This window comes from Mesorhizobium yinganensis (genome assembly GCF_040081985.1).
GTDB classification, from domain to species: domain Bacteria; phylum Pseudomonadota; class Alphaproteobacteria; order Rhizobiales; family Rhizobiaceae; genus Kumtagia; species Kumtagia yinganensis.
Window position 1 is genome coordinate 1 of record NZ_JBEBMH010000072.1, and the last position, 5,644, is coordinate 5,644.

The 5,644-nt window shown below is 60.0% G+C and carries 5 protein-coding genes and 3 pseudogenes; 4 read left to right on the forward strand and 4 right to left on the reverse strand.

The window, feature by feature from the left end; all coding sequences use genetic code 11:
- The coding region (locus tag ABMA59_RS36760; protein WP_349010275.1) for an integrase core domain-containing protein at nucleotides 1-201 on the forward strand (201 nt) is incomplete at its 5' end.
- 117 nt (nucleotides 202-318) lie between these two features.
- On the opposite strand, the gene ABMA59_RS36765 is transcribed toward ABMA59_RS36760, so the two are convergent.
- Nucleotides 319-489: a hypothetical protein gene (locus ABMA59_RS36765; protein WP_349010276.1), complete on the reverse strand. Its 171-nt coding sequence runs from the start codon at nucleotides 487-489 to the stop codon at nucleotides 319-321.
- 190 nt (nucleotides 490-679) lie between these two features.
- Here ABMA59_RS36765 and ABMA59_RS36770 point away from each other — a divergent pair, with 190 nt between their 5' ends.
- Nucleotides 680-922, forward strand: a complete 243-nt coding sequence (locus ABMA59_RS36770) for a hypothetical protein (RefSeq protein ID WP_349010277.1) — start codon at nucleotides 680-682, stop codon at nucleotides 920-922.
- 96 nt (nucleotides 923-1,018) lie between these two features.
- On the opposite strand, the gene ABMA59_RS36775 is transcribed toward ABMA59_RS36770, so the two are convergent.
- Entirely contained in the window at nucleotides 1,019-2,302 is a 1,284-nt protein-coding gene (locus ABMA59_RS36775) for a calcium-binding protein (protein ID WP_349010278.1), read from the reverse strand.
- Between the two features lie 176 nt (nucleotides 2,303-2,478).
- A complete protein-coding gene (locus ABMA59_RS36780) occupies nucleotides 2,479-3,084 on the reverse strand; it encodes a hypothetical protein (protein WP_349010279.1) in 606 nt (201 codons plus the stop codon).
- 803 nt (nucleotides 3,085-3,887) lie between these two features.
- On the opposite strand from ABMA59_RS36780, the pseudogene ABMA59_RS36785 reads away from it, so the two are divergent.
- Nucleotides 3,888-4,133, forward strand: a pseudogene (locus tag ABMA59_RS36785) (transposase); the annotation flags it as partial.
- A gap of 34 nt (nucleotides 4,134-4,167) precedes the next feature.
- Here ABMA59_RS36785 and ABMA59_RS36790 read toward each other — a convergent pair.
- Nucleotides 4,168-5,375: pseudogene (locus ABMA59_RS36790) on the reverse strand (IS3 family transposase); the annotation flags it as partial.
- 75 nt (nucleotides 5,376-5,450) lie between these two features.
- On the opposite strand from ABMA59_RS36790, the pseudogene ABMA59_RS36795 reads away from it, so the two are divergent.
- Nucleotides 5,451-5,644, forward strand: a pseudogene (locus tag ABMA59_RS36795) (IS5/IS1182 family transposase); the annotation flags it as partial.

The window sequence follows — 5,644 nt, forward strand, 5'->3', positions numbered from 1 at the left end:
AAGGCCGAGCGCTTCATCCAGACCGCGCTCAGGGAATGGGCCTACGCCGTCGCATATCCGACCTCAGACCATCGCGCCGCCGAATTGCCGGCCTGGCTCCACCGCTACAATTGGCATAGGCCTCACGGCAGCCTAAAATCCAAAACACCAGTCAGCAGACTCGGTCTGTCCGGGGACAACCTGTTGAGGCTCCACATCTAGTGTTGCACTGCGCGGCGGGCCTGACCTCGGCGGTTACGTCGTTTGACTCAGTCTTTCGCCAAACATCACCACGAGCGCTATGTTCCGGTACTTGGAAAAAAGGGCGACGGCTGGTCACTATCGATAGCGCTGGATGTTCTTGGCCTCGCGGATGAGCGCAGGGTAATTCAACCCCAGTTCGTCAATAAGCCGCCGCGCCTGATCTTCGTGAACGCCGGTTTCCCGCTTTAGCCGCCGAATCATTGCAGCGCGGATTTCCTCGTCACTGAGCTTCCCTTTCACGAACATAGCTCACCCCTCCATGAGCCAAGATAGGCCAGGCCGCTGCCGGACTGCAAACACGATCGATAGATTTCCCACTCACTCAATCAGGGTGTCCGCCTGTTTCGCCGCCCTCGGCGATCTCCCAGCACACTACCGAATTGAATCGCAGAGCTCGTGGTTGTACGATTTCATGGTTATATTTGTGGGGGTTGCGATGAGCTTCACCGGAGTTGCAAAGCCGGAAGATTTGCAATGGCTCGATCACATTTTTCAGACGGTTTGCGAGCGTCACGCGATAACAGCCGAGTTGGACCGCGAGCAAATCTCTGAACTGATCATAGGTGCCTACACGAGCGGTTTTGCAACGCATGATGAACTACTATCGGCAGTGGAACGGATGATAGAGTCTGCTTTCCGAAAGCAAGTTTCAGACGGTCGGACCTCATCCTGCAATTGAGCGGCCCGAGAACAGAGAGCCCCGCCAATTTCAGGCAGACCTTTGCGGAACCACGCACCCTAAGCCCAGCCACGTCTCCGCAGCCGGGCATCCCACTCAGATCACGACGAAGTCCGCAGCTGTGATCGTTGGCGATCCAGTGAGCACAGCGAACTTGACCGCTGCATAGGTGCCGCCCGATCCATCCTGGTCAAAAAACAGGCTCCCGGTATCCGAGTTGTAGAGGATGCGGTCGCTGGCATCTGCGGCCGATATCGCAATGTCATTAAAGGCTGTCCCGGCCAGCACCCCAATCGCCAGGCCGACAAAGAAGGCGTCGTCAAGCTGGATCGTGTCGTCAACACGGTTGAAGTCGGTGATCGTATCGACATTCGACGAAACGTTGAGCGGAGTGTTGACGACGAAGATGTCTCCACCCGTTCCGCCGGTCAGTGTGTCATTGCCAGCGTAACCCTTGACTATGTCGTTGCCGACGCCGCCGTTGATGGAGTTCTTGGCGCTATTCCCGAAGACATTGTCATTGTAGTTCGATCCGGACAGGTTCTCGATCGAGTTGTAGGTGTCGCCCTTGGCGTCGCCTGCATTGATCGAGGGATTGGCCAGGCTGACCGTCACGGCCTTGGTGGCGGACGCATAGGATGCCCGGTCGGTGCCGCTTCCGCCGCTCAGATAGTCGGCACCCGCGCCGCCCATCAACGTGTCGTTGCCGTCTTGGCCAAAGAGCCGGTTGTTGCCTGCGCCCGCATAGAGCCGGTCCTGGCCGATGTCGCCGAAAACGTCGCCGTCGATAGTACCAAGACGCCCGTCGTAGAGGTCGTCGCCGCCGCCAAGGTTCACGTCCCCGATCATCTTGCCGGAGTTGGTGATTTCGTCATTGGATGTTCCGGTGGAGAAAAACGAAGCCGTCCCACCTGTGATTGTACCGGAATTTTGGACTGTGAGCGTTTCGGCGGAACTGTCGTGCCAGACGCCGTATTTATCGGCATCCATGGTCCCGGAATTGACGAGGTTCGAGGCCGTGGTCGGCGCCGCGCTTGTGTTAAGGAAATAGGCTGCGGAACCGGTAGCCCCTTTCTGTGTGATCAGCCCGTGATTCACCAGCCACTGCTCATTTCCATACATCACCACGGCGTCACCATTCTCGAATGCGCGAACCTGACCGGTGGTCTCGACCGTGATGGTGTTTGCGCCGCCGGTTTCAAGGCCGAGAAGGATTGCAAGTCCGTTCGTCGCCACTGTACCGGCGACGTTGACCTCGTGGCCGCCGCCGCTGTACGCATATATCTCAGCGTTTAAGAATACCTGCTGGGCGACAAACACGTCGTCGCCATCGGCAAGAGGTGGAGCTGTCGTGCCGCTTTGCGGGAAATGCCATGCCATGATCGCCCTCCGTGTCTGCCCGCCCGGAACTTGGCCGGGCGGGCGTGAATTCACGGAAAGAGCTTAGCACGCCAGCGCAGGAGGATTGCGCTGCATGCCACCGAGAATTACACGTTGGCAGCCGCGTGCTCAGTGCAGCACACGCTGGCCGTCGTCCTCGCCCTCTGTCGGCATCTTCACGCTGTCGCCGATGGCACGCGGTTGTTGTGGTCAAGAACCTCGTGGGCCTGCTTCACACCGCGACGGTCGCCGAGCAGAAACCCGAAGGCGAAGGCCAGGACGAGGCCGGCGGCAATGGCGGGATAGGTCATGCCTTTGCCCTCCTTCATTCCCTCGTGCACTTCCAGGGCGGCAACTAACGGCTCCAGAAGCTCAACAGCCAGCTTCTGGCCTTGACTGATGGCGTCGGCGAAATTGTCTGCACAGCCGCTCTCATTCTGAATTTGCCAAGCCGCGCTGTCGAATAGCTCCAGAATGGCGATGGCTTGCCGGCTGCAATCGGCAAGCTGCAGCGCGGTCATTTCCCTGTGAGGTATAAGGCGGCTCATGACGCGCCCCCCTTTCGTCTCGCTTGCCTTGTCGAGTGCTGCGCGGATTTCGCTGGATAGCCCGCGCGCGATCCACAAGAGACTATCCACTCGCCTGTCATCGGTCGGCTGCACGATGCGGTCGAACTGGTGGTGACAGATGATGTCGAGGAGGTTGTCGAGGTTGACAATATCGGAGTGAAGTTCGCTTGTACCGACGGGGGTTTTGAGGTCGTACCTCTCGTAGATCATCATCACGCCACCGCCTTTCCAAGGCCGAACTTCCTGATGCCGTCAAGGTTGGAGCCCAAGAGTCGGCATGGCAAATAACGTGCGCGCAGCCCGCGCTGCCCTGGAAGCGGCCGGCATTATTTTCGTCGCAGCGAACGGCAAAGTTCCTGGCGTTCGGCTGACGAAGCGGTGACCTGAGGATATGTCCAAAAGAGTGATGACCCCGACTGAAGCGGTCGCGAAGAAATTTTTGACCGATAGCGGGCACAGCGCCGAGTTTGAACCAGATGGCAATGTCGCGCCGGACTTCCTTGTAGATGGAAAAATAGCTGTCGAAGTGACGGCACTCCACATTCATCGCGACGCAGGCGGGAGGCGCGAGCCGTTGCGTACTGCGCAGAGGTCTCTCTACCGCGCTGTTGTTGCCGAGTTGGCGTCGTTCGGACCATCAACAGGGGAAGATTATTGGGTGGGATACTCGTTTCCACGCCCCCTGCCGGATAGACGCACTTGAGTGAAGACACTGCGGTCGGCTCTCAGTGACATCGCACTTACCAAGCCTGAGTATGTTGAACTACCCTGTGGCAATAACCTAACGTTTGAAGTTCAGCCTGCACGCGGACCTCTTGAAGGAGCTTTTCGACTTTCTAGTCGGCCGTGAAGAATCGTGAAGCTTCTGAATTCCCCTAGGAATTCGCGGTGTCGAAGTTTTGCGGATTGCAGGAAACGATCGGTTTGTGGGTTGTTTTCCTGCAATTCGTTTTGTGGTTTCGCTTCCATGCGAGGCGTGATTCACGGGCGATATCGCGGTGAATCGGAGCCATGGGATGGGCAAGCCACGCGAATTGGGCGAGACGGGAGAGCAGGATTTGTTCCGCTCGCGGCTCGACCAGATCATCAACATGGATCACGAACTGATGCGGCTGGCGCGGGCGATTGACTGGCCGGTTCTGGAGGCGCGTTTCGGCTCGGTCTATTCGGATGGACCGGGCATGCCGCCCTTGCCGACGCGGCTGATGGCGGGGCTGGCGATCCTCAAGCACACGTTCGACCTGTCGGACGAGGCGCTGTGTAGTGCCCCCCGTTTCACCGGACACCCGGCTACTGGGTTTGGGCTCTGATGAACTCCCTTGGGGAGCGCATGCTGAGCGCTGAGTGAGGATGGATTTCGTTGTAGTCGTCGATCCATCCGGCGATCTGCCGTAACACGGAAGGTGCGTCCGGCAAGGGGGATATGCGCAGGTAGTCGCGCTTGAAGGTTTTCACGAACGCCTCGGACATTCCGTTCGACTCCGGGCTCTTCCCCGGTGTGAAGCAGGGAACGAGGTTCAGCGCGGTGGCGAAGTCGCGCGTTTCCTTGGCCCTGTAGGGGCTACCGTTGTCGGAGAGATGCTCGATCGGGTGGGGCGCCCTCACCGAGCCGAAGCGCTTCTCGACGGCTTCAAGCATCATGTCGCGCACGTCCGAGCCGCTGATGCCGGCACCGTTTAGGGCAGCCCAGGCGATGATCTCGCGGTCGAAGGCGTCGATGATGAAGGCCATGCGGATGACCTCGCCGTTCCAGCAACTGAACTCGAGCCCGTCGGAGCACCAGCGCAAATTAGAGCGCATGACCATCACCTTGCCGTCATGGACGCGGCCCTCGCGCCGGCCGGTAGAGGGCTCCAGAAGAAGGGACGCCTGCTGCATGATCCGATGCACCCGCTTGCGGTTGACGACAGGCTGCCCCTTGGTCGTCAGTTCCCGGTTCACCAGTGCCGCGATGCGCCGGTAGCCGTAGGTCGGCCGCTCGTCGACGAAGCGGCGAATGAGTGGCAGCAGGCCCTCGTCATCGGCCTTGCGGTAGGGGCCGCGGTGCCTGGTTTTGCCGCTGCGCCTGTCGAGAAGGTTGGACCGCGACACGCCGAGCGCCTGGGCGATGCGCTTCACAGGGAACCTCCCTTCGGCAAGGACAGCGGCCGCAAGGTCGGTTTTTTTGCCTGCGATTTGGCGAGCGCTTCCCGCAGGATCTCGTTCTCCATGGTCTTGCGGCCGAGCAGGCGCTCCAGGTCGCGTACCCGTTCCTCCAGACGCCGAACTTCCGAGCTGCCGACGACGGGTTCGTCCGAATCCACGGCTGCCGCACCTCCCTCCCTCAAAAGGCGGCGCCAGCGGTAAAGAAGATTGGGCGCCACGCCGCTGCGCCGGGCAACCGACGATACCGTCTCGCCCGGCTCGAAAGTCTCCTCGATGATCCGCAACTTTGCCTCCGTCGACCAATGACGACGGCGAGCAACGCCCGTGATCACCTCGATGCGCTGATAGTCCTCCGACATAAGCCTATCCTCAAGGATATCCTTGAGCCTCTCTGCTTACGCCGGGTGTTCGGTCAAAACGGGGGGCAGTTCACGCTGTGCGCGCGCTGGGTGGAGAACCCCTATTTCCAGTATCTCACTGGCGAGGCGTTCTTCCGCCACGACCTGCCATTCGAGCGCTCGTCGATGACGCGCTGGCGTCAGCGCATGGGCGAGGAGCGGATGACGGCGCTGCTTCAGGAAAGCCTCGCCGTCGCGGTCAGGACCGGCGCGATGAAGCCGGTCGACAC

Excerpts from the sequence above, each read along its gene's own strand:
- ABMA59_RS36765 (WP_349010276.1), bottom strand. The coding sequence starts at position 489 with ATGTTCGTGAAAGGGAAGCTCAGTGACGAGGAAATCCGCGCTGCAATG.
- ABMA59_RS36770 (WP_349010277.1), top strand. The coding sequence starts at position 680 with ATGAGCTTCACCGGAGTTGCAAAGCCGGAAGATTTGCAATGGCTCGAT.
- ABMA59_RS36775 (WP_349010278.1), bottom strand. The coding sequence starts at position 2,302 with ATGGCATGGCATTTCCCGCAAAGCGGCACGACAGCTCCACCTCTTGCC.
- ABMA59_RS36780 (WP_349010279.1), bottom strand. The coding sequence starts at position 3,084 with ATGATGATCTACGAGAGGTACGACCTCAAAACCCCCGTCGGTACAAGC.